Origin of the sequence: Ancylomarina sp. 16SWW S1-10-2, from assembly GCF_009669305.1 — a bacterium.
In the GTDB taxonomy this organism is placed as follows: Bacteria; Bacteroidota; Bacteroidia; order Bacteroidales; family Marinifilaceae; genus Ancylomarina.
This window is the reverse complement of sequence record NZ_SADB01000003.1, coordinates 222,644-246,436: the sequence shown is the minus strand read 5'-3', so window position 1 is coordinate 246,436 and position 23,793 is coordinate 222,644. Positions and strand designations below refer to the sequence as shown.

Annotated in this window: 18 protein-coding genes and 2 tRNA genes; 13 read left to right on the top strand and 7 right to left on the bottom strand. The window is 34.1% G+C overall.

Features of this window, described 5'->3' with window-relative positions; all coding sequences use genetic code 11:
* Nucleotides 1–30: 30 nt before the first annotated feature.
* Entirely contained in the window at nt 31–828 is a 798-nt protein-coding gene (locus EMN46_RS03895; protein ID WP_154199357.1) for a hypothetical protein, read from the bottom strand.
* Between the two features lie 358 nt (nt 829–1,186).
* Between EMN46_RS03895 and EMN46_RS03890 the strand changes: the two genes are divergently transcribed.
* The 10 genes from EMN46_RS03890 (at nt 1,187) to EMN46_RS03845 (ending at nt 14,486) form a co-directional block, all read left to right on the top strand.
* Nucleotides 1,187–1,534 carry a hypothetical protein gene (locus tag EMN46_RS03890; RefSeq protein ID WP_154199356.1) on the top strand — a complete coding sequence of 116 codons (348 nt, stop codon included), beginning with the start codon at nt 1,187–1,189 and terminating at the stop codon, nt 1,532–1,534.
* Between the two features lie 524 nt (nt 1,535–2,058).
* Nucleotides 2,059–3,570 (top strand): class I SAM-dependent DNA methyltransferase, encoded by a 1,512-nt coding sequence (locus EMN46_RS03885; protein WP_229130265.1) that lies wholly within the window; start codon nt 2,059–2,061, stop codon nt 3,568–3,570.
* Between the two features lie 4 nt (nt 3,571–3,574).
* Nucleotides 3,575–4,162 carry a uracil-DNA glycosylase family protein gene (locus tag EMN46_RS03880; protein WP_154199355.1) on the top strand — a complete coding sequence of 196 codons (588 nt, stop codon included), beginning with the start codon at nt 3,575–3,577 and terminating at the stop codon, nt 4,160–4,162.
* The gene (locus EMN46_RS03875; protein ID WP_154199354.1) at nt 4,159–5,619 is read left to right on the top strand and encodes a class I SAM-dependent DNA methyltransferase; all 1,461 of its coding nucleotides are present in this window, start codon (nt 4,159–4,161) and stop codon (nt 5,617–5,619) included. Before EMN46_RS03880 ends, EMN46_RS03875 begins: the two co-directional genes overlap by 4 nt.
* Nucleotides 5,620–5,632: 13 nt before the next feature.
* The gene (locus EMN46_RS03870; RefSeq protein ID WP_229130264.1) at nt 5,633–6,805 is read left to right on the top strand and encodes a restriction endonuclease subunit S; all 1,173 of its coding nucleotides are present in this window, start codon (nt 5,633–5,635) and stop codon (nt 6,803–6,805) included.
* 88 nt (nt 6,806–6,893) lie between these two features.
* Complete coding sequence (locus EMN46_RS03865; protein WP_154199352.1) at nt 6,894–7,115, top strand: hypothetical protein; 222 nt, start codon at nt 6,894–6,896, stop codon at nt 7,113–7,115.
* Nucleotides 7,116–7,167: 52 nt separating this feature from the next.
* Nucleotides 7,168–9,306, top strand: coding sequence for a hypothetical protein (locus tag EMN46_RS03860; RefSeq protein ID WP_154199351.1), 2,139 nt, complete (start codon nt 7,168–7,170; stop codon nt 9,304–9,306).
* A 2-nt stretch (nt 9,307–9,308) separates the two neighbouring features.
* Nucleotides 9,309–11,144: an ATP-binding protein gene (locus EMN46_RS03855; RefSeq protein WP_154199350.1), complete on the top strand. Its 1,836-nt coding sequence runs from the start codon at nt 9,309–9,311 to the stop codon at nt 11,142–11,144.
* Nucleotides 11,145–11,214: 70 nt separating this feature from the next.
* Nucleotides 11,215–11,475 (top strand): hypothetical protein, encoded by a 261-nt coding sequence (locus EMN46_RS03850; RefSeq protein WP_154199349.1) that lies wholly within the window; start codon nt 11,215–11,217, stop codon nt 11,473–11,475.
* 41 nt (nt 11,476–11,516) lie between these two features.
* The gene (locus EMN46_RS03845) at nt 11,517–14,486 is read left to right on the top strand and encodes a type I restriction endonuclease subunit R (RefSeq protein ID WP_154199348.1); all 2,970 of its coding nucleotides are present in this window, start codon (nt 11,517–11,519) and stop codon (nt 14,484–14,486) included.
* 274 nt (nt 14,487–14,760) lie between these two features.
* Here the strand turns inward: EMN46_RS03845 and EMN46_RS03840 are convergent, their stop codons facing one another.
* The 5 genes from EMN46_RS03840 to mnmE form a co-directional block, all read right to left on the bottom strand.
* Nucleotides 14,761–15,420, bottom strand: coding sequence for a DNA/RNA non-specific endonuclease (locus tag EMN46_RS03840; protein WP_154199347.1), 660 nt, complete (start codon nt 15,418–15,420; stop codon nt 14,761–14,763).
* A 130-nt stretch (nt 15,421–15,550) separates the two neighbouring features.
* Nucleotides 15,551–16,534: a HipA domain-containing protein gene (locus tag EMN46_RS03835; protein ID WP_154199346.1), complete on the bottom strand. Its 984-nt coding sequence runs from the start codon at nt 16,532–16,534 to the stop codon at nt 15,551–15,553.
* Nucleotides 16,535–16,541: 7 nt separating this feature from the next.
* Entirely contained in the window at nt 16,542–16,865 is a 324-nt protein-coding gene (locus tag EMN46_RS03830; RefSeq protein WP_154199345.1) for a HipA N-terminal domain-containing protein, read from the bottom strand.
* Nucleotides 16,865–17,077 (bottom strand): helix-turn-helix domain-containing protein, encoded by a 213-nt coding sequence (locus EMN46_RS03825; protein ID WP_154199344.1) that lies wholly within the window; start codon nt 17,075–17,077, stop codon nt 16,865–16,867. Before EMN46_RS03825 ends, EMN46_RS03830 begins: the two co-directional genes overlap by 1 nt.
* 361 nt (nt 17,078–17,438) lie before the next feature.
* Nucleotides 17,439–18,836, bottom strand: coding sequence for a tRNA uridine-5-carboxymethylaminomethyl(34) synthesis GTPase MnmE (mnmE, locus tag EMN46_RS03820; protein WP_154199343.1), 1,398 nt, complete (start codon nt 18,834–18,836; stop codon nt 17,439–17,441).
* A gap of 209 nt (nt 18,837–19,045) precedes the next feature.
* On the opposite strand from mnmE, the gene EMN46_RS03815 reads away from it, so the two are divergent.
* The 3 genes from EMN46_RS03815 (at nt 19,046) to EMN46_RS03805 (ending at nt 20,603) form a co-directional block, all read left to right on the top strand.
* The gene (locus EMN46_RS03815; protein WP_154199342.1) at nt 19,046–19,399 is read left to right on the top strand and encodes a hypothetical protein; all 354 of its coding nucleotides are present in this window, start codon (nt 19,046–19,048) and stop codon (nt 19,397–19,399) included.
* A 448-nt stretch (nt 19,400–19,847) separates the two neighbouring features.
* Nucleotides 19,848–19,929, top strand: a tRNA-Leu gene (locus EMN46_RS03810).
* A 592-nt stretch (nt 19,930–20,521) separates the two neighbouring features.
* A tRNA-Leu gene (locus EMN46_RS03805) sits at nt 20,522–20,603 on the top strand.
* 1,507 nt (nt 20,604–22,110) lie between these two features.
* Here the strand turns inward: EMN46_RS03805 and rocD are convergent.
* A complete protein-coding gene (rocD, locus tag EMN46_RS03800) occupies nt 22,111–23,340 on the bottom strand; it encodes an ornithine--oxo-acid transaminase (protein ID WP_195715177.1) in 1,230 nt (409 codons plus the stop codon).
* Between the last annotated feature and the right edge of the window lie 453 nt (nt 23,341–23,793).

Genomic DNA, 23,793 nt, shown 5'->3' with positions numbered 1-23,793 from the left:
TTTGATTCTGAATAGACTTCAGTCTAACTCTTAATCAATGTCTTTTTCATTACCAGAGAGTTCGCTTTGCTGTTTCTCGTAGATAATCCTTTTCCCTAAAGATTCAATAGATCCATTTCCCCTCTGAAAACATTCTGCCAATAGCGAAAGATCATTTGTATAATCTAAAGCCTTACTCAATAGTTCTTTTTCTATATCTCCCCATGATTCATATGCTCTTGGGTAATTCTTCCTGGCATTAGTTATATATTCAGATACATTTTCAACTTTCAGAATACCCAATTCATTAATTTTTGACTTTAGCTGATTTATTCCATTTTCGGTGAGATGATTAAATGTTTCTGTTTTAAAAAAATCAATCCCTTTCCAAGGACTTTCATCCTTAGCAGTTTTTAATTTTCCATGTAAAGTATATCCATTTTTTGTTAGAAAACTTTTTAGGAAAGCATTAAGATCATTTTTCGAGTAGTCATTAACATATTTTCCATAATACTCACTAGTATTTAATTCTGGAAAATCAAACTGCTTTGTTCTAAGGAAAAAATGAGTAAGTCTACTATATGTAGGATTATATTCTAAACTCTGAAACAGACTAATAACTGTTTTCAACTCCTCTTCACTAATTATAACCTCCTTATCAGAAATAATCACATCATTTTTAATTTCCTTATCTTTAATAATATGCTTCATCTCAACAATAGCCAACTGAAGAGCTCTTATAACCTCCCTCTCATTTAAAACTGAATTTTCTTCAATTTGATCTCCTGTCACAGGTGAAAACCCAGCTGCCAAAGCTTCTAATATCTCGATTGATTCTTTAATATCCATATTCGTTAATTTAATGATCAAACTAGAAAAACATAGTGATTTAAAATATATATTTTGTCTAGTATAGTTAGATTTTGCAATCTACTAAAAATAGGACAAACACAATTATGTCAAACCTGTCAAGTTTATAGTAATACCATAAAGGTGAACTTGCAACAAAAATGGGGACACTAGGTTTAGAATTATATTAACCAATTTTATGTAATTCTCGGGAGATCTTATCAATTACTCAATAAATTGAAGTTTATTTTTAAGATTAATTAAATAAAAGGTTGATATTAATGTCAAGTGTCAATAATTTTGCAACGTATGAATATGTCTTTTATCGAAAATTGAATAAATAACTAAAAATCAAGTAATGACATCAAGACCAGTTCCTCATTATGACGTTGATCTAAAATTAAGTATTGAAGAATTTCACATGCTAAGGGGAAAGAATTGTTATGTATCCATTAAATGGGGAAAGAATAAACATTGGACAAAAGCAGATTTAATCATACCAGAAGGCAACAATACACCTTTAGAAGATCAAACATATAATGCATGGATTTGGATGAATACATATAGAGCATACCCTCTCCAAACCCTATTTAAAGTTAAAATTGAGTCAATATATCAAGATATGTATCCTCTACCTTTATGTGAATCACTTTACAAAGACATACTTATTTCTGGAATGATCGTAAAAAAACATGATACTCCATAGAAGCCACTGAAAAAGTAGATTACATTATAAAAGCAGTAAAAAGTTGATTGATTCTTCTTTTTACTGCTTTTTTATTTCTTGGTGTTTATTAAGACTCCCAATCATTCGTTTTGTTTTAAATTTCACAGTAACTATTTTTGAATCCAAGAATACTCAATTTTCATTAGAAATTAAAGTACTCGCAGAAAATTTATTGATGAATAAAAGTACATATAAGTTTAACAAAACATCGCCTTACAATTCTTTTCGACCTATTTATAATCAATATAAAAAGCCAACTTTTAAGTTCATAATAAGTAAACAAAGTCTTATCAGCAAATCAAAATGCAGTATATCAAAACTCTAATGAAAGCAGTGCATCAGTTATGATTTCACAAAAAAACGGGTTTTAAAAGGGTATCTTATCTGAAAAGCGATTACTTTTGAAAGTCACTTTTAATTTTGTATCAAAAAAAGAGAATGACTAATAAAAGTCTATACTATATTAACAGTAGACTTTATAGCTAAACCTGCATAACACAAAGATGCAAGAACCTATAGTTGAAACAAGTATGAATAAAGAACGATTAACACTATCACAACTTGAGCAATATTTATCTAAAGCGGCATGGATTCTTAAAGGACCTGTAGATGCTTCAGATTTTAAAATATACATATTCCCTCTCTTATTTTTCAAACGATTGTCTGATGTCTACTCTGAAGAGTATCAACAGGCCTTAGCTGAATCGGATGGCGACTTAGAGTACGCTTCCTTTTCCGAATTGCATCGCTTTGAGATACCAGAAGGCTGTCATTGGAAAGACGTTAGAGAACAGACCACTAACATTGGATTGGCAATTGAGAAAGCGTTCAGAGGAATTGAGCAGGCCAATCAAAAATTATTATATGGCATTTTTGGTGATGCACAATGGAGTAACAAGAACAAGTTATCAGATCGTTTACTTATCGATCTAATTGAACATTTTTCTCAATACACACTTGCTAATTCAAAGGTTGATCCAGATTTATTAGGAAATGCTTACGAATACTTAATCAAACATTTTGCCGATTTAACCAATAAAAAGGCTGGAGAATTTTATACGCCTCGTTCGGTGGTGCATTTATTAGGACTGATTCTAGATCCTAACGAAGGAGAAAGTATTTATGACCCAGCATGTGGTACTGGTGGTATGTTGCTTGAATGTGTTGATCATTTGAAAAAGATAAACAATGATTACCGTACTCTTAAGCTGTTTGGACAGGAAAGAAACCTGACTTCCAGCACTATTGCCCGCATGAATATGTTCTTGCATGGCATTGAAGATTTTCAAATTATTAGAGACGATACACTTCGAAATCCAGGATTCTTTTCTGGCGATGGACTAAGAAGTTTTGATTGTGTTATTGCAAACCCTCCATTCTCATTAAAAAATTGGGGAGCCGAAAATTGGGCCAACGATCCTTATGGAAGAAACATAGCAGGTGTTCCTCCTAAAGGAAATGGTGATATGGCTTGGGTACAACACATGATAAAATCGATGAATAGTACAGGTCGTATGACCATTGTACTACCCCATGGAGCTTTGTTTAGAAAAGCAGCCGAAGGTAAGATTCGTAAAGCGCTTTTGGAGCAAGATTTATTGGAAGCAGTAATTGGCTTAGGTCAAAATATCTTTTACGGAACACAATTAGCTGCTTGTGTAATGGTATTCAAACAAAATAAGGAAGTCTCGAAAAAAGGGAAAATCTTATTTATTGATGCTTCAGACCAAATTCGTGTAGGCCGAGCGCAAAACTTTTTGGAACCACAACATGTCAATCAAATATTCGATTGGTACAATTCTTATCAAGATGTAGAAAATCATGTCAAGGTAGCTAGTATTGAAGAAATCAAAGAGAATGATTTCAACTTGAATATTCCTCTCTATGTGGAGAAAATTATAGAAGATAATCTACCTTCTGTTGAAGAAGCGATGACTGATTTAAAACAAGCCTGGAATGAAAGTTTGAAGGCAGAAGAGAGATTTAAAAAAACTCTAACCAAACTTATTCAGTAACAATATGAGTTCATTAAATAGATTAAAAGGATATCCTTTAGATGTTGTCTTTGTGGGTCTTAATCCTACTGAAAAAGCAAAAGAGAATGGGGCAATATTTTCAAATAATCGTGGTTTTTGGAATATTTTAGACGATTCAAGACTTACTACAATCACAAAAAATGTAAACAAAACAAGGTTGGCTGATGAAATTTTTGAGAAACACAATTACTCGGGTAAGAACAAATATGGATTTGCTGATCTTGTAGATGACTGTTATGATTCAAAATCGAACAACGTTACCATCCCAGCTGGTGCTGTTGAAAAGTTAGTTGCTAAATTGGCTGAGCATAAAACAAAAAAAATAGCTCTTATGGGACAAAAAGTTACCGATGCTTTTTTTAAAGCATATCCCGAAAAAATAAAAGGAAGATGGAGAGAATTAGGAAGTATTAAAATAAAAGAGGGGAAGCATAGAGAAAAAACAAAGAAAATATTTGGCCAAATTGGAAGTATAAGAATTAATAAACATGAAATGAAAATTTACGCTATGCCGTTTCCAGTGAACAGCAGTATACCAGATAAACACAAAGATTATAGTAAATTATTATGACACAACAAGAATTAGAAAAATATCTCTGGGGTGCGGCTACTGCATTGCGCGGTACTATTGATGCAGGAGATTACAAACAATATATTTTCCCATTAATGTTTTTTAAGCGTATATGCGATGTGTACGATGAAGAATTTGAAGTGGCTTTAAAGGAAAGTAATGGCGATGCGGAATATGCTGCCTTTGCCGAGAATCACCACTTTGTGGTTCCCGAACAAGCACATTGGAACACCGTTCGCGAAACAACTACCAATGTAGGTATGGCTTTGCAAAATGCCATGCGTGAAATTGAGAAAGCGAACCCCGATACTTTATATGGTATTTTTGGCGATGCCAGCTGGACCAATAAAGAACGTCTAAGCGATGAAACCTTAATCAATTTAGTAGAACATTATTCTCAGCATAAACTAAATATGAGTACCGTTCCCGACGACAAATTGGGTAATGCCTACGAATATCTGATTAAAGAATTTGCCGATGATAGCGGACACACTGCAGCCGAGTTTTACACCAATCGCACCGTGGTAAAGCTCATGACCATGATCATGAACCCACAACCAGGCGAAAGCGTGTACGATCCTACTTGTGGTTCTGGTGGCTTGCTATTGAATTGTGCATTACACTTAAAAGAAGAGGGCAAAGAATACCGTAACCTAAAATTATACGGACAGGAAATTAACCTGATTACTTCTGCTATTGCTCGTATGAATATGTTTTTACACGGCATTGAGGAATTTAGTATTGTTCGTGGCGATACACTTGCTCAACCCGCATTTTTGGAGAACGACGAACTGAAAAAATTCAATGTTATTTTGGCCAACCCACCCTACTCCATAAAAGCCTGGGACCAGAAAGGATTTACCAACGACCCTTACGGTCGTAACCTATGGGGAACACCGCCACAGGGTTGTGCCGATTATGCCTTTCAGCAACACATGCAAAAGAGTTTGGATGAAAACAACGGACGTTCTATCTCTCTTTGGCCTCATGGTATTTTGTTTAGAGATAGCGAAGCTATTATGCGACGAAAAATGATTGAGGAAGATTTGGTAGAATGTGTAATTGGCTTAGGGCCAAACTTATTTTACAACTCACCCATGGAAGCTTGTTTACTGATTACCAATAACAATAAGCCTACAAACAGAAAAGGAAAAGTCCTAATTGTAAATGCATTAAAAGAAGTAAAACAGGAAAAGAATATTGCTTTTTTAGAGCAAAAACATATTGATAAAATTTTCAATACTTATAAAGACTTTAAAGACATTAAGACCTTTTGCAAAGTTGTTTCAACAGATGAAATACTTACTAATAAAGGAAGTTTGAATATTGCTCAATATGTAAGTAATGTAAATGGAGATACACAACAAATAACTTTAAAAGAAGCCATAACAAACTGGGACGCAGAATCAAAGAAACTAAAAGAAAGTATGAATGACTTATTTCAAATCTTAAATTAATATGGAAGTAGCTATGCAAAATTTAGATTTGAAGAATATTGATAAAACAACTTGGCAAACATTTCGTTTTGAAGAAATTGCCGAGAAAATTTCAAAAACAGTAAAACCCGATGAAGCTGATGTTGATATTTATGTGGGCTTAGAACATATTGATGCTAATGATTTACACATTAAACGCTTTGGAGTGCCTTCAGATGTGAAAGGTGGTAAACTAAGATGCTATCCTGGTGATGTGATTTTCGGAAAGCGAAGAGCTTACCAACGAAAAGCAGCCATTGTAGATTTTGATGGTATCTGCTCTGCTCATGCTTTTGTATTTAGAGCTATTTCAGAGGTCATTGAACCTGAGTTATTTCCGTTCTTTTTACATTCCGATCAGTTTATGCACCGTATGGTCGATATTTCGGTAGGTGGACTTTCTCCAACAATCAATTGGGGTGATTTAAAAAATCAAGAATTCCTCCTCCCACCCAAAGACCAACAAAAACAAATGGCCGAACTCCTTTGGGCCATGGATGATGTGATTGAAAAGGAAAAGGAGGTTTTAAAAAAGCTAGAAGAAAATTACATTTCTACAATTGAGAAAAGGTTGATCAATAAAGATTCAAACAAAGTATATTTTTCTGAATTATTAGATGTAATTCGTGGTGTAAATTTCAAACCAGAAGATTTACTAGAAAATTATACTGAAGATAGCTGCATTATTTTAAGATCAAACAATATCTTCAAATCAGAAATAAACTATAATGATATAAGAATTCTATCAATTAGCAAAGTGAAAGATTTACAAATACTTCGAGAAGGAGACTTTGCAATTTGCATGTCCAATGGGTCAAAAGAACTAGTCGGGAAAGCAGCTCAATTCAATGGTGCAGATGAAGTTGTATCGATTGGTTCATTTTGTGCTGGATTAAGACCCAAATCTAAAAAAAATGGAACTATACTTAAGCATCTTCTCCACAGTCTAAGTTATAGGTACGCTATTAAAAGAATTTTATCTGGTTCCGCAATTAACAACCTAAAACCCTCTGATATTGAAGAATTGTTTTTGAGAATGAACATAGATAATAACCTTAATGATTTATTAAATCAGTTGAACTCTATGAGTGATAATAAATCAATTATAGAATCTAAAATCAACAGTTCACAAGCCTTACAGAAGAGTTTAATTAATCAGATATTTTAAGTCAGTGATAGTCCTACAGCTTATAAACAAACGATAAGCTAAATAAGATTATTACTGAAAGAAAGTTTCTGTAAAAAAAGAGAATCAAATGAGCTGTAAAACAGTAAGAACCAAAGATTGCATAATTCATCATGTGAAATATGCTAATATTGATCTAAAGTGTCGCATAATTAAAATCGATAGTAAAACTGCAAAAATAGAATATTATACTGAAAATGGTAAGCTAGAACATGGAACAACAGAATACTTCCTTGCTGACTATTTCATGATAAAGAACTTTTCTAAACTAGTTGATAAATGGGAATGGTAATATACTTTCCAAGCCTTACAAAAGAGTTTAATTAATCAGATATTTTAAATTGATGTCGGAGAATAAAGAACATAATTTGATTGATAGAGCTGTTGACTTTTTTAAGCGACAGCTTACCTTATTGCAGGAGATTTACCTGAAATATTTTAATAAGCTATTAAAAAAATATGAAGTTGAATCGCCTGCTGAGTTAAAAGAGGAGAAGCGCGCTATATTTTTTCAGGAAGTAGAAAAAGCCTGGAAAAAAGAATGTGAACAACGAAAGATTGAGATAGAAGAAGAGCTTCAAGAAAGGAAAAATAAGCTTGATGACGAGGCAAAAGCGACACAAGCACCTATCCTGCCCATTGACCTAGAAACAGAGGCATCATCAGTACCTGAAGATACCGAAGAGGAAAAAACAAATGGGCAAGAGCCAGAAAATAAGGAAGAACAAAAAGAAAATAAAGCTGACGAGCCAACGTGCGAATACTCTGCACCCTCGGAACCTGAAAATGATAAGTTAAAAAGCAAACCTACCGATACAAATGAGAAGGAGAACGAATTACCATCCCTAACAGATAAAAAAAACACGCCAAGTAGAGGAACTCAAGGCAAAGGTCATACAAGGAGAAAAGGCACATCAAACGGTTCCCCGAAACAGAGACCTCAAGATAGCAGTAGTAATGATAATGTGGTTGAGACAGATGTTTTAAGAATCGATTCTCTTGTTAATCCAGAACAATCTGATGATTTAAGAATAGGCTATCATCCAAATTCTTTTTTCGTACAAACAGATCATTATACTTATCCCGTTGTAAAAATGCCAAAAGAGGGTGCTTTATTAAAGCTTCCACGCAAAGGTCGTGCAATGGGGAAAGGATACAAGGAAAACGATTTCCACGAAGCTATACTTACCCATATTCCTGAAGTAGAAGTTGATATTGATTTACACATGGCTATTCCGTTCTATAATAGGCCCTACGAACCAGACATTGTATTAATAAACAAGGCACTTAACTTATATATAGATATTGAAATAGACGAACCTTACGATGGCTATTATCGTTTCCCTACGCATAATTTTAATCAGGACGAAAAAACTGATGAAATCGTTAAAAAAGACGATACTAGAGATTTGTTTTTTACAGAAAGTGGATGGATCATCATTCGATTTACTGAACGACAAGTACACTTGCAGAAAGCGGAATGCATTACCTACATAAAGGATGTAATCAATTCAATCGTTAATTATCGCTTAGTAGAATCTTCCTCTTGTGTTTCAGAACCGCAATGGAATCAACAGCAAGCAGTTCGATGGGCAAAAGAACATTATAGAGAAAAATACCTAGACATTGAAAGGTTTGGCAAACAAATTCCAACTTCAAAAATAGTTGTAGATATAAACGATACTGAGGCTATTGAGGACAATATAAACCGAACCAAGAAATTTGAATCTACAAACGCTCAAAATAATATTGCCTTTGAGGATGAAGCTCATGTATATCATCATGCTAAAGATGAAACAGGAAATGCAGAGTACATATCTGTTACAACCCTAATCGAACGGTTTTTCCCTTTTGACACGGAACGATATATTCAAAACAAAGCAAAAATAGAAGAAAGAAGTGAAAAAGAGGTATTGGATGAGTTTCTGAAAATGAGAGATGAAGCATCGGAAAAAGGAACATATATGCATGAGCAAATTGAAAATTTCTTGAATGGTAACCCATACAATACTATCACTAATAAATTTGACATATCTAAGGAATTTGACATGTTTAAAATCTTCTACCAACAAATAGTCGTTGCTAAAGGGTTTGAATTTGTAGAAGCAGAAAAAAAAGTTTTGCTCGATGACTACAACGTTGCAGGTACCATAGATGCCTTATTTAAAAAGCCAAATAAAGATGAATACTTAATTGTTGATTGGAAACGGAGTAAGAAACTAATTATAGATGGTCATCCCAAAAAGTATGGCCATGGGTATGCCTTATCAGAATTAAATTATCTCGATAATTCTAGCTATTACAAGTACGCTTTACAGCAAAATATTTACAAATATATGCTCGAAAAAAAACATGGTTTGCGAGTATCATCAATGAACTTAATCGTATTGCATGAAAAGTTTGACAAATATCATCGTGTAAACCTTGTAAATATGGGTAAAGAAGTCTCTATTATACTTAATTCCATCAACCATAAAATATAGATATGTCAGTAATTAATGAGTTTAAAGAAGCAATTGAGATTCAACAAACCAAGGATGATGAGTCTTTTGATGAGCAAATAAAACTGCCGCTTGACGAACGAGTAGCCAAAGGGGTTACGATGGACAACTTAAAGGTTGTTTTTGGTTTTTTTGATGGCGCTCCTAATCCATATTGTCCTGAATTAGATTATCCTTATCAATTCATTAAATCGGCTAAAATCTATTGCGATAATAATATTTCTAAATTCCGCGAAGGTGGACAAGTAATTCTTAGCAATGGAAATAATGCATTCAAGATGGAAATTATTGAGGATACCGTTGATAACTTCATCCTTGCACCAAACAAATATGATGTAAAAGAATGCTATATCGATTCTGAGGATTATAATCAAAACCATTGGGAAATAAATGTCGTTAAAACATCGATTACACTAAAATTATTATCAGCTACTGCTGGTAATTTAGAAAATGATAATATTCGACGTAATAATATTGAACTCTTATTAGCTGGTAAATTGGGAAACTCTAGTTCTTCCACATTTCAGTATACAAGCTTAAATACATCGCAGAATACAGCAGTAGAAAAAGCTATCTGTTCACCTAAATTTCATCTTATACAAGGCCCTCCTGGCACAGGTAAAACAGAAACCATTGCACACATAGCAAAACTTTTAGTAGAATCTGGTAAAAAAGTTTTTGTTAGTGCTCCTACTCATACTGCCATTAATAATTGCTTAAGTGCAATAGCCAAAAAGGTAAGAGATAAAACCAAAGTGGTGAAAATTGGTGAAAAATACCAAGCTGCAGAAATTATCGATAATCAATACTTGACTAGGTTTCCTAGATTACCTTTGGAAAAATATCGAAATAACCCTTATGTCAGTCAAGGTGGAATTATAATTGGTGGCACCCCCTACTGTATGTGTTATCCAGCGTCGAAACGCCTAAATAATTGGGAGTTTGATGTGGCATTGATAGATGAAGCGGCACAAATGAGTATTCCTTTGGCCGTATCAGTCATGTCAAAAACAAATAAATTTATTTTTGTTGGGGATCATCAACAACTTGACCCTATTATGCCTTCAGGAACTGGCATTTCCATGTTTTCGGAATCAATATTTAGCCGTTTGGTTAGACTATACCCAAATGAAAAGACTCTATTAAACATATCGTATAGGTTAAATGAGAAGCTAATCAGAATTCCCAATGCTTTATTTTACAATAATGAATTGACTTCTGGTATTGCTTTAAATGGATCTAATAAGCACATTGAAAGCGAGTGTTATTCTGAAGTTATAAATCATCAGGATTCTAAAGTCTTATATCTTCATCATGAATTTGATTCTAAAGGCAGATCTCCATACGAAGCTGATATCGTCGCCGAAATAGTAAATGACTTACTATCTGATGGAATTGAGTTTAAAAATATAGGAATACTTACACCATACCGAGCGCAAGTAAGAGAAATTAAAAAGGCACTCAATACAACAATTGGCGATTTAGATATGGAAAACTCAGAATCCTTATTTATCGACACGGTTGATAGAATGCAGGGACAAGAACGAGATTATATAATTTACAGTATGGCTAATTCTAATCCTTTGGAGTCGAAAAGACGCCTTGACTTTTTTTATAGTCCTAACCGATTAAATGTCGCCATTACAAGAGGAATTAAAAAATGTATTGTAATTGCTAACTATAAAGTGTTCGACATTATAGATGAAGAGCTTGCCGAGTTACCAGAATTCAACAAGTTAAAACCGAGCTTGGATATCTTTAAAGCATATTATAGACTTTCAACAAAGGTTGAAGAAGAAGTAGAAGAAGAAGAGTGGTAGAAATGAATACCTATTGCTAAACTTTGGTTTGTTAAAACGTTTATTTATATAACTATTAATATAAAATACAATGACTGAAGATACTTGTACTAATGAGAAAATAGCTTCTCAAAACAAAAAAACTAGAATTGATTTTGTTGCCATTGACGACACAAGGAAAAGAATATGTGTATGTAACTTTGAAGATAACTTTACTGCTGTTAATATTAACAATATTTGGAAAAAAGGTTATCCCAAAACCGATGATTTATTGGATCACTATTCTGAATTAAAAGATTTAGAAAAGATTAAGGAATATTCTTTGGAAGCCCGAAGTATACTTCTAAAATAATTTAATAAAAAGATAATTAACAGATTTAATCAGATTTAGAAATGGCATTCAACGAACTAAACAGCGTAGAGCATTTTATCATTGATAAACTTACAGGTGTTAATTTAAATATTAAAGAACATCTTGCAGAACCCAAAACTGAATATAGTAAGGGTTGGCAATATATTGCTGCAAACGAATTGCAAAGAGGCTTAAATGAAGTCCTGTTAGAGGCAGAACTTAAAGAAGCTTTGGTTCGTTTAAATCCAGAAATATCTGCAAAACCTGAATTAGCCGCTGAAGTCATTTATAAATTAAGAGCAATTCTTATTGCAGTTAATCAAGTCGGTTTGGTAAAGGCCAACGAGGAGTTTTTTAAATGGATGTGTGGTGATAAAACCATGCCATTTGGAGAGAATAATCGACATGTTCCTATTCGCTTAATCGATTTTGAAGACGTTTCTAATAATAAATACATAGTCACTAACCAATTCCGATTACATCATCGTGAAACCAAAATTCCCGATGTAGTCCTGTTTATTAATGGTATTCCTGTTGTTGTAGGTGAGGCAAAAACACCTATCCGACCATCGGTTAGCTGGTTAGATGGAGCACATGAGGTACATGATATTTATGAAAATACAATTCCTCAATTATTTGTTCCCAATATTTTATCTTTTGCTACAGAAGGAAAAGAATTCTTTTACGGAGCTCTTCGCTGTCCTTTAGAATTTTGGTCTCCTTGGCGCTTGGAAAATGATGATAATGAACTTGCAAAATCTCTTGGATTAGGAGAAGTGGGGAATGAATTGTCGCATCTTCTAAATCCAAAACGATTATTAGACATTCTACTAAATTTTTCACTTTTCACCACCAACAAAAAGAAACATCGCAGTAAGGTAATCCCTAGATTTCAGCAATACGAAGGAGCCAACAAACTTGTATCTCGTGTCGTAGAAGGACATATTAAAAAAGGATTAATCTGGCACTTTCAGGGTTCTGGTAAATCTTTATTAATGGTATTTGCCGCTCAAAAACTAAGAAGAAACACCAAACTTAAAAGTCCTACGGTTATTGTATTAGTGGATAGAACTGATCTTGATACTCAAATATCAGGCACCTTTAATGCTGCTGATATTCCTAATGTAGAAACCACCGATAGTATTAGTGATTTACAAAGGTTACTAGAAAGAGATACCAGAAAAATTATTATCTCCATGATTCATAAGTTTAGGGATGCTAAACCTAATATGAACACGAGAGACAACATCATTGTTCTAGTTGATGAAGCACATAGAACTCAGGAAGGAGATTTGGGCCGACAAATGCGAGCCGCATTGCCAAATGCATTTCTATTTGGTTTAACAGGCACACCAGTAAACAAAGCTGATAAAAACACATTTTGGGCATTTGGTGCAGAAGAAGATAAAGGAGGTTATATGTCTCGATATACTTTTCAAGATTCTCTTCGAGATAAGGCTACGCTCCCACTACATTTTGAGCCTCGTTTGGTTGATGTGCACGTAGATAAAGAAACAATTGATAAATTATTCGAAGATTTTAAAGAAGAAACTGCCTTAACAGATGATGAAGCAGATGCCTTGAATAAAAAATCGGCTAAAATGTCAGCCTTTCTTAAATCTCCTGAACGTATTGCTAAAATTGTGAAAGACATTGCAACTCACTTCAAAGAAAAAGTGGAGCCTAGCGGTTTTAAAGGAATGATTGTGACTCCCGATCGTTTAGCTTGTGTACTATACAAAGAAGAGTTGGATAATTATTTCCCGACCGAAGCAAGTAAGGTAGTTATCTCAACTTCCGCTAATGATGAGTTAGAATTCAAACAAAAGTGGGCTATTGATAAATCTACTCAGGAAAAAATTGTCGATGAATTTAATGACGCTCAATCCGATTTAAAATTCATTATCGTAACAGCCAAGTTACTTACTGGTTTTGATGCTCCTATTCTTCAAACCATGTATCTTGATAAATCAATAAAAGATCATACTTTATTACAGGCCATCTGCCGCACCAACCGTCTGTATCCTAACAAATCATTTGGCAGAATTGTCGATTATTTTGGTGTCTTTGATGATACTGCAAAAGCTCTTGAATTTGATGAAAAATCGATTGCCAAAGTTATCTCTAACCTTTCAGAACTAAGAGATAAATTACCAGAGGCTATGAGGGATACATTATGTCATTTCAATGGTGTTGATAGAACCATTGATGGTTTTGAAGGTCTGGAGAAAGCTCAAGAAGCTATAAATACCGATGAGAAAAAAGATGCATTCGCAAAAGATTTTAAATACCTATCAAAACTATGGGAATCATTATCCCCCGATAGAATTCTAGATCTTTTTCAACAGGATTACAAATGGTTAGCTCAAGTTTATGAATCGGTTCGTCCACCTGCAGATTCAACAGGTAAATTACTATGGTTTGCATTAGGAGCACAAACTACTAAATTGATTCATGAAAACATTCATGTGGGTGATGTACACCATCTTGAAGAATACATTCTTGATGCTGATGTGGTAGAAGATATTTTCAATAATCCAGATCCTAAAAACATTAAGAAACTTGAAAAGATTCTTATTCAGCGATTCAAAAAGCATGCTGATAATCCTAAGTTTAAATCATTAAGCGAGCGTCTGGAAGAACTTAGAGATAAAGCTGAACAAGGTTTAATTAGTTCAATCGACTTTATCAAAGAACTTTGTAAAATAGCTAAAGCTACTGTTCAGGCAGAAAAAGAATTAGAGTTAGAAATTCAAGAAAAGTCACCTAAAGCAGCTCTTACTGAATTATTCTTAGAAATTAAAAATGAACAAACGCCTGCCGTTGTTGAACGGATTGTAACGGATATCGATGCAATTGTTAGAGTAGTTCGTTTCCCTGGCTGGCAAAAATCAATTCAGGGTGAACGTGAAGTACAAAAAGAACTCAGAAAAATTCTATGGGCTAAATACAAAATTAAAGATCAAATACTTTTTGATCGGGCTTATGCTTACATAAAGGAATATTATTAACGTTTATCACTTATAACCATTATAAAAGCAAAACTCCCATGATTAATCATGGGAGTTTCATTTATTAAGCCTTTAGATTTACATTAGGATTCTCTTCATGAAAGTTGACAATTATGGCAAACCCATAAAAACTGTAGCAATAAAAAAGAGCCAAACATGACTGTCTGACTCTCTTGTTTTTACATATTATAAAATCAAATAGCACATCTTTTATGATCCTTTATATTCATTAAGAACATGTTCTAAATCATATTTTAGACATTCATCTATTAGGCTAAAATAAATGATTAAAATGGATGTGAGAAATGCGTTCAATGCTATCTAAAGGAACAACAAAAGCATCAATGTTTTTTTCAATTTTCCGATTGGGCATTAAATATGATAGCGTTTTCTTTTGTCGAGGAAAATAAATCACTTTGAAGTAATAACCTGGAATCGTTACATGATCGGGTCCAATTTCACCTTTGTTGTTTTTAAAAACAGGACCAGATATGACATATAGTGAATCATTTTCGACTGTAAGTTTCCGAACCTTGGCTTCCAAACTTTTCCATTTCCCGCGATTAAAACCAGGAACTTGAGGTGACATATTACTCATATAGAAGCTTTCGCTCATTGCCTTTGCATTAATTTTCATAGCTGCTGCTGGACAAAGATGCCCTCGATCGTATCCTGATCCTTTATAGTCAACTAATTTTGCAGAACCAGTTTCCACGTCAGGATCTTCTTTAAATTTATTTTTTCGAACTGCTACGCCCTGTATCATTTCACGAGTAAGTTTATAAGCAACCCAATTTGCTTGCTCATTTTCTTCGTTGTAGCTAAGGGTATAATATGTGTGAGTTACAAGTTCTCCAATAGATTTTGGCAGCCAATATTGAGCTTTTGAGCAGAAAGACAGTAGGATAAGTAAAAATGCTAATGTGTATTTCACAGGTCGTAAGTTTATGATTCATTAAACAGACAACAAATCTAAAGATAATAATGAATCTGACTAATTAACAACTGAAATTATTCATATAAATTTGAACCGTTTAAGAAGTATTTACTATACATATGATTCTCTACTTGAAAATCCTTTTCAATTTTGAATGATAAGATTGCTGATAGTTCCTTTTTGTCTTTTCATTTAAAAAAGAAGCCTGTATTAATTGTTCTACCCTTTCACAATTACCTCTAAATGATTCAACTATTTTTATAATCTGTTTTTCATTTAATTCAGCTTTTTCTGCAAGCGTAAAAAATTGCTTCCCCATTGTTCCTTGAGCAAGATTTCTAGGCAATAGTCCATCCTCTAGGGCAAAATCACTATCCTCAATATGAATTCTACTATTAAATAAGTCATAGGCAGGACTCAATCGAAAATCGCCCATTGGCGTTTCCAACAATGAGAAATTCTTAAGGTGAGCATCACCATTCGAAAAAACATAGTTGAATATCAAAATTTTAAACAGTTTTAGTGCTTCAATTTGATAAGCAGGTACGTATTTTTTCATCAAGACAAATAAATCAAGGTAATTTCCTGTGTATTTGTATTGTTCCCCATGGGTTTGAGGCGTTTTTTCTGCTAGTGATGCAAAGTCTTCCTGAGCCCATTTACTGCCATCTTCTTTGACATCAAACCTTTTTGTAATATATGTTGGATCTCCATTCTGAAAGAATATCAGAGCATTTTCAGCAGTCTCAATTCCATACACCTGTCGAGCAATTTGCATGGTCAAATGTTCATTAGCGGGCATTTGACCAGCTCGATTTCCATAAGAAGGTGCAGGCTTTAAAATATAAGTTCCTCTCTCTCCCTCTTTTGTCAAGCGAAGTTTATTTTTCTCGAGTATCACAGAATATTTTTCCTGCACACCAGAAATTGAGATATGCTTTCGACTCTCATCAAACAAAATATCAGAATCCGTATGACTATCTGGAGAATCATAGGGCAAAACATGAAATACCTTTTTCCCATTAAAAAGTCTTTTTAAACAGGTTGTACTATAGGTATCAAAGCCTTTAGCCAGTGTTCCTGGACAATATTTTATATCAGGTAAGCTCATAAACTTATCAATTCATTTTAATCACTTTTACGGCTCCTATTGTATCTACTGCCGCAGATGCCAATAACAAGCCAAAATCATCTTTCTTATCAATTCTTTTTGAACTGCATAAGATTTGTTTATTAGCTCCTTCGGGTAGCATATTATAGAAAAAAGCAAACAAATAAGCAGATTGATATGCCTTCTGCTGTTTAGGCAATGTCAAACTAATGGCAGGTTTGGCATTATTCTCCAACCACAAGTCATGATAAAGAAAACCAAAAGTTCCATCATCGTATTGTGTTAAGATTCCAGCCTCTTCATCCTTGTATAAAATTCGAGCGCGTCTCATTATTCAAGTCTTTTCTTAATCTGTAAAGTAATTTCCAAACCTAAGGCATCTGCCAATTTCTCGAGGGTGGCAAGCGTAGGATTTCCTTTTCCACTCTCGAATTGCTTTAAGGTACGAAGTCCTACCCCTGAAATTTCAGCTAATATTTCCTGAGTCACCTTCATAGCATGGCGACGTTCTTTTATGGTTTCTATTAAGTTCTGATAGTGCATTATAATACTCTTTTTTGTGTAAATATAGCAATATTTCACAAAACAACCTCCAATTAGGCATTTTAATGCACTTTTAAGTGAATGTTTTATATTTATCACCAATCAAGGAGTCAATAGTGCCATCCACTGCACTTTTTAAAGAACAAATGGGAGTTATATTCATGTATTAACTGCCATTGGTTTCTATAACTGACATATATTGTCAGTAACTGCCAAAATTTTTCCACCTTCATTTTGGGACAACAAATACACCACGGAATAGTAAAAAAAAGTGAAGAAAAACAATAGACAAAGGATAACAAAAACAAACCCCTTAATAGCTCATATTAAGGGGTTTATTAGATGTTTTGAAAGGTGCAAACTATTTGCCAATGCAAAAGTTTTTGAAGATGTTCCCCAAAACCTCATCTGATGATATATCACCAGTAATCTCACCAAGGAAATGAAGGCATTCACGAATATCCTGAGCAAGGAAATCGGTTGGAATCATGTTTACTAATCCATCATTCACGCGTGTAATACTTCCAAGAGCAGAATTTAAGGCTTCAAAATGGCGAGCATTGGTTACAATCACATCTTGTTCGTTGAGGGTATCCATATTCACCACCTTCAATAACTCGGTAGTTAGCTCATCGGTATTGGTTTGTTCTTTTGCTGAAATAAACATCAGTTTATCGTCTGCTCCCATCCCAACCAATTGCTCAGCAATCGCATTGGCATCCTTACACAAATCAACTTTGTTCAAGCAAACAATCAACTTCTGATGACCTCTGTCTATGGTTTCATTAACTTTTGCAATAGATTCATTTAGCATATCAATTGGGCAATTGGCATCTATAAGAAGCATCACAATTTGGGCTTGACGCATTTTTTGGAATGTGCGCTCAATACCCATATTCTCAATCTTATCAAGAGTGGTACGAATTCCAGCAGTATCGATAAAACGGAAGGTCACTCCTCCTAAATTAATTGTATCCTCAATCACATCGCGTGTTGTTCCTTCAATATCTGAAACAATCGCTTTTTCTTCCTTCAGTAGGGCATTTAAAAGTGTCGATTTGCCCACATTGGTATTTCCAACAATAGCAACAGGCACTCCATTTTTTATGGCATTACCAAGCTCAAATGAGTTAACCAATTTATTAATTGCTGTCTCAATTTCAGTGACTAAAGCCTGTAATTGTGTTCTATCGGCAAACTCTACATCCTCTTCGCCAAAATCGAGTTCCAACTCAATCATAGAAATGAAATGCAGCAAACGGCCTCTTAAATTAGCAATCTCGCTGGAGAATCCGCCACGCATTTGTTGTAGAGCAACCTTGTGCGCCGATGCCGAACTGGATGCTATCAAATCGGCTACCGCTTCAGCTTGAGAAAGGTCCATTTTACCATTTAAAAAGGCACGTTGGGTATATTCCCCAGGCTTAGCCATTCGAGCCCCCGCTTTTAGTAAAACCTGTAAAATTCGTTGCTGTATATAGGGTGCTCCATGACAAGCAATCTCAGCACTATTCTCTCCTGTGTAGGAATGAGGTGCTTTAAAAACACTCACCAAAACTTCATCCACAAGCTCTTTCCCATCCATTAAGTCACCAAAATGAACGGTATTGGCTTTCTGATCGCTTAAAAGCTTCTTACTTTTGGCTTGAAATACTTGGTCACAAATTTTTAAGGCTTGCTCTCCCGAAAGTCGGATAATTGCAATGGCACCATGTCCTGCAGCTGTAGAAATGGCACATATAGTTGATTGATTGATCATCTTTATCTAGCTAATAAATTTAAAACACATTTTTTAAAACAAATCCTGTTTAAAGGTGCTCTTTTATTTGAAATATCATTTCTTATTCAAAATGAATCTACAAATATACGATAGATCGTAAAAACGAAGGCAATTAGACAGATATTTATAAACTGATTCTTTTTTTTATAGATTTGCAGCATAAAATAAGAATGATAAAAATATAAGATATGAACTCTATTAGTGGTCGATGGTCATTTACAGAAGACTTTGGTTTTGGAAAAGATGAAGGTTTTGCAGAACTTACGCAAGAAGGTGAAAACATTAAAGGTGTACTAGTTTACACAGAGAGAATTGAAGACGAAACCCCATTTCGTGTACAGCAAGAGTTCAAAGGTACTTTTAAGGAGAACAAACTTGAAATAATGGGTACTGCAGTTGAGATATTAGATTCTGAAATTGAGATAGAGTATCATCTAGATACTTGGGAAGGTATTTTAAACGACAAGAAGCAGATTGTTGGTCATTCCTACGATAAGCATGAGTGTTTTGGCGTTTTCGTAATGGAGTTTATTCAAGGATAAAAGGGTAACAAAGGATAAAGGTTAAAGTAGAAAGGTGTGAAAGGTTAAAGGAGAGAATAATTACGTATTTAGAATTATAAATTACGAGAATGTAGTTATTAAGATGAATTGCTAAGCGTTTTGATTCCCCATCGACCTAAATTTATATGAGCACTTCACTAACAAATATAACAGCAATCACCATCTTTATTAAGTTCGATAAACATAGAATTCAGATGGTTAGCTTAGAACCTCTCCTTTTAGACTAATAAAAGCCTGTTCATAGTAGATTAAACTCTTCGATATCCTTAAATAATTTATCAAAAAAAGTTTTATTCATTAATCACTACGCTACAAGCACTTACCTCTACAAAGCCTATAAACATTGGGAGAATTAGAATTTATTTTCTAAAAACATTTGGAGCTTATCTAAAAACACACCATCTTTGCATCGCAATCAAGAGAAAATGCGGATGTGGCGTAATTGGTAGCCGCGCTAGACTTAGGATCTAGTGCTGAAAGGCGTGGGGGTTCGAGTCCCTTCATCCGCACAAAAAGGATCAATACGAAAGTGTTGATCCTTTTTTTTATTCTAAAAATCTGTCGGTGTATGAAGTTCTGACCGTCTCAGTTAAAATAAAAATAAAGAGCCACAAATTTCATTAATGAAAACCATGTGATAATTGATACTTGTCTTCATTCATAATTCTTAAATCATAATTTATAATTATTTAAGTCTGCCTTAACAATTGAAATCCAACACTTGTGAACGTGGAACGAGTGAGTAATCCCGACTGACGCACTCAAAACACAATACGAAAGTGTTGATCCTTTTTTTTATTCTAAAAATCTGTCGGCGTATGAAATCCTGACCGTCTCAATTTCAAAAAAAAAATAAAGAGCCACAAATTAGATTAATTTACACAAATTTCAATAATGAAAACCATGTGATAATTGATACTGTTCTTCATTCATAATTCTTAAATCATAATTTTTAATTATTTAAGTCTACCTTAACAATTGAAATCCAACACTTTCCTCCTACACCATCAATAAACATTGATATTTCTTTACTTTTTATTCATGAAAAGCTTGCAACTTATGGAAAAACAAACCATCTTTGCACCGCAATCAAGAGAAAATGCGGATGTGGCGTAATTGGTAGCCGCGCTAGACTTAGGATCTAGTGCTGAAAGGCGTGGGGGTTCGAGTCCCTTCATCCGCACAAAAAGGATTAATACGAAAGTATTGATCCTTTTTTTATTCACCATATTCTAGTGCCAAAGCACCTTGGGGTTCGTAACGGATCAGTGACAAAAGTTGGGATCACATACAATTTCTGGGTATAAATGAAGACTGAGTCTAAACAGAATATTGTTTTGTTAATCAATCAGTTTTTATTGAAGTGTTGTTATGGATCAGGTTCAAAAATTGGGTTTTAATGCACTAAGTATATTTTTAGGCTTTTATTAATACTTTAAGTTTATCTTTCTAAGGCGGACCTTACTTTTTTCTTAGGTTCTACTACCATTTTAGTAGATGACCTTTCAATATCATAGTTAATATTAGGTTGAGATTTAAGTAAATTCTTTAAACGCTGCAATATTTAACGCGTTTCAATCTTCTACAATATCTCGTAAAAACTAATTTATATTTTTTTTATTTTTCTTTTGGCTTAATCCAAAAGAAACAAAAGATCAAGTCTCCATAAGACTCAGGGTAAATACTTCAGATATCATAAGTGCAACTGGGTGATCTCCTCGTTCCTCTGAGCTTCCCTGTTTTACTAATGATTCCTTTGTATTCTTACCCATCGCCTTCTGAGGCCATTTACTGGTTTCTGCCTAACACAACACGATCAAAATGTTTTGATAAGATATGATTAAGATTGTGGAATTTTTCTTTAGTTATTGGGATCAGGATGACGAGTATGAGTTATTTCAACAAATACATATCGTAATTAACGTATTTCCACTAAATGGTAGTAGTCCCTTTTCTTAAATAAAAAAATAAGCTTCCACGTAGGGCAAAAGAGTATTTTTATGTGTTTGGTTCGCGAATCAAAAATCAAATCAACCTGATCCTTGCTTGCACTATATAGGAGCAACAGTAGCACTTCTCACTCCAGCCTGACAAAGCCCACCCAAAAATATGATAAATTCGATAAAATAATTTTATTTGGGACCTCGGCAACGCAAGTGGGTACCCATAGGTGAAAAAGGTTTTAAAAACAGAATGCTGTTTGAGTGAGGTACGAACGAGTTTAGTTTATTCACTAATTATATTAAAAGTGTGTTCATTATCTCACTTCGTTCGGTAGTTTAACCTTTGAGCCGTGATGGGTCGCTGAGTGCCGGAGTCATTGATTTTTGATACTTTTCATCAAGGAAAAGTATGAGAACTTCCGTTAGGACAAAAAGAGAAAAATCAACTTAAAACTTATTTCTACAGACAGTCCTTCTTGAAAGCAAGGATGAAAAATTAGCAACAATGACCACAGACATAAAAAATGAAGTGTTGCATAATTTTATCTTAGACCCAACTTTTTTATGTGATACAAAAAAAACACAAAGGTCTATTTCTTTATCCTAGAGTTCTAAATTCCATTATTCTTTCAAAACGAAGCTCATCACTTCCCCTACGACTTCACATTTATATAGAACCTCTAACAAGAAAAAAAGGGATAACTCTTACAAGCTATCCCTTTCATATATGATCTAAAAATTCCTTGACTATTCGAATTCTGCCATAGTTTTCTTAATAATAGCAATTGCTTCTCGAATTTGAGTTTCGTTAATAACCAATGGAGGTGCAAAACGAATGATATGTTCGTGAGTTGGCTTAGCTAATAAACCATTGTCGCGAAGACGTACACACACATCCCAAGCCGTTTTACCATCTTTAGGCTTAATAATAATAGCATTAAGAAGACCTTTGCCACGTACGAGTTCAATCATATCAGATTTAATGGCTGATAATTCGTCACGGAAAATCTGCCCCATAGCCTTAGAATTCTCGGCTAATTTCTCATCTTTAACAACATTAAGAGCAGCTATTGCAACCTCACAAGCAACTGGGTTACCACCAAAAGTAGACCCGTGCTCACCGGGCTTAATACAAAGCATGATTTCATCATCGGCTAACACTGCAGATACGGGAATAACACCACCTGAAATTGCTTTCCCAAGAATCAATACATCTGGACGGACCCCTTCGTGATCGCAAGCTAATAATTTACCTGTTCGAGCAATACCAGTTTGAACCTCATCAGCTACAAATAAAACGTTATTTTTCTTACATAAATCGAAAGCTTTCTTCAAGAAACCATTTTCTGGTACATAAACACCGGCTTCACCTTGAATAGGTTCTACTAGGAATGCACAAACATTAGGATCTTTCAACTCTTTTGCCAAGGCATCAACATCGTTGTAAGGAATTACAACAAAACCTGGTGTGAATGGACCGAATCCTTTATATGCGTCTGGATCAGTAGACATTGATATAATAGTGATCGTACGTCCGTGGAAGTTACCATCACACACAACAATCTTAGCTTGATTATCAGGAATACCTTTTACATCGTACCCCCAACGACGAACAAGCTTAAGAGCTGTTTCATCAGCCTCAGCACCTGTGTTCATTGGTAATACTTTATCGTATCCGAAATACTTAGTTACGTATTCTTCATATCGTCCTAGATTTTCACTATAAAATGCACGAGAAGTTAGGGTTAACTTTTGTGCTTGTTTCATCATGGCTCCAATAATTTTTGGATGACAGTGCCCTTGATTAACAGCAGAATATGCTGAAAGAAAATCGAAATATTTTTTCCCATCAGTATCCCATACATATACACCTTCTCCTCTTTCTAATACGACTGGAAGTGGGTGATAATTGTGAGCTCCAAAATTCGACTCTTTTTCCATGTAATCTGCTGCTGTCATTTTTGTTTTAGTGGTCATAAAATAAACATTTATAAGGTTTGTTATTTATTAGGGTTATTATTTTGTCTTTTTGGTGACTACAATTTTGCTATTTTTTTCCACAAAACAAACATCTATTCATAATATTTTCAGAACAATTGATAACTTTTAAAAAAATCAACAAAGCCTAGTTATAACAAGCTCCGAGCAGTTTAACAGTAAATTTGTTCTAATATTATGCTTTATCCAACAGATACTATCATCCCATTTTATTAAAAAAAAATAGTCTTAAAATTTACTGTTAATTAATTTTTCATAACATCTCTTTATTTTTTTTCAAATGAGTAAAAATCCAAAATCAACTAAAATAAGAACTTAAGGTCCTATTTTCCAACAAGGACAAGCCTTTTGATCAAAAAAAAAGCAAATTCCAAAAATAAAAGAAAACATACTTTACAATACCTATTTGTTGCATACGCTCACCAACTTCTT

What these genes read in the sequence shown, in the direction of transcription:
- EMN46_RS03895 (WP_154199357.1), bottom strand. Translation starts at nt 828, where the DNA reads ATGGATATTAAAGAATCAATCGAGATATTAGAAGCTTTGGCAGCTGGG.
- EMN46_RS03890 (WP_154199356.1), top strand. Translation starts at nt 1,187, where the DNA reads ATGACATCAAGACCAGTTCCTCATTATGACGTTGATCTAAAATTAAGT.
- EMN46_RS03885 (WP_229130265.1), top strand. Translation starts at nt 2,059, where the DNA reads ATGCAAGAACCTATAGTTGAAACAAGTATGAATAAAGAACGATTAACA.
- EMN46_RS03880 (WP_154199355.1), top strand. Translation starts at nt 3,575, where the DNA reads ATGAGTTCATTAAATAGATTAAAAGGATATCCTTTAGATGTTGTCTTT.
- EMN46_RS03875 (WP_154199354.1), top strand. Translation starts at nt 4,159, where the DNA reads ATGACACAACAAGAATTAGAAAAATATCTCTGGGGTGCGGCTACTGCA.
- EMN46_RS03870 (WP_229130264.1), top strand. Translation starts at nt 5,633, where the DNA reads ATGCAAAATTTAGATTTGAAGAATATTGATAAAACAACTTGGCAAACA.
- EMN46_RS03865 (WP_154199352.1), top strand. Translation starts at nt 6,894, where the DNA reads ATGAGCTGTAAAACAGTAAGAACCAAAGATTGCATAATTCATCATGTG.
- EMN46_RS03860 (WP_154199351.1), top strand. Translation starts at nt 7,168, where the DNA reads ATGTCGGAGAATAAAGAACATAATTTGATTGATAGAGCTGTTGACTTT.
- EMN46_RS03855 (WP_154199350.1), top strand. Translation starts at nt 9,309, where the DNA reads ATGTCAGTAATTAATGAGTTTAAAGAAGCAATTGAGATTCAACAAACC.
- EMN46_RS03850 (WP_154199349.1), top strand. Translation starts at nt 11,215, where the DNA reads ATGACTGAAGATACTTGTACTAATGAGAAAATAGCTTCTCAAAACAAA.
- EMN46_RS03845 (WP_154199348.1), top strand. Translation starts at nt 11,517, where the DNA reads ATGGCATTCAACGAACTAAACAGCGTAGAGCATTTTATCATTGATAAA.
- EMN46_RS03835 (WP_154199346.1), bottom strand. Translation starts at nt 16,534, where the DNA reads ATGAGCTTACCTGATATAAAATATTGTCCAGGAACACTGGCTAAAGGC.
- EMN46_RS03830 (WP_154199345.1), bottom strand. Translation starts at nt 16,865, where the DNA reads ATGAGACGCGCTCGAATTTTATACAAGGATGAAGAGGCTGGAATCTTA.
- EMN46_RS03825 (WP_154199344.1), bottom strand. Translation starts at nt 17,077, where the DNA reads ATGCACTATCAGAACTTAATAGAAACCATAAAAGAACGTCGCCATGCT.
- mnmE (WP_154199343.1), bottom strand. Translation starts at nt 18,836, where the DNA reads ATGATCAATCAATCAACTATATGTGCCATTTCTACAGCTGCAGGACAT.
- EMN46_RS03815 (WP_154199342.1), top strand. Translation starts at nt 19,046, where the DNA reads ATGAACTCTATTAGTGGTCGATGGTCATTTACAGAAGACTTTGGTTTT.
- rocD (WP_195715177.1), bottom strand. Translation starts at nt 23,340, where the DNA reads ATGACCACTAAAACAAAAATGACAGCAGCAGATTACATGGAAAAAGAG.